Raw genomic sequence first — 271 nt, 5'->3', positions numbered from 1 at the left:
AAACGCCCTGCCCCCCCCTGTTTTTTAGTCGGGGGGCGGGGGGGGGGGGGGGGGGGGGGGGGGGCGGGGGGGCCCGCGCGCCCCCCGCCCGGGCCGCACCACGGCACCCGCACGGCCGTACGCTGTTCAGCTTGGGGCGTCCGTATATCGGAGCGGCGACGGCGAAGTTGCTTACTTGTTAACGAATCTGACGCCGGTTCACGGTGTTTCGCCCTCCTTCGGGGACGGCCCGGGCTCTTCCGCGGCCCCCGGCTCCCCCTCCGGCCCCGGC

This window comes from Streptomyces durocortorensis (assembly GCF_016901035.1).
GTDB classification, from domain to species: Bacteria; Actinomycetota; Actinomycetes; order Streptomycetales; family Streptomycetaceae; genus Streptomyces; species Streptomyces durocortorensis.
The sequence above is the reverse complement of the archived record's forward strand: the minus strand, read 5'-3'. Positions refer to the sequence as shown.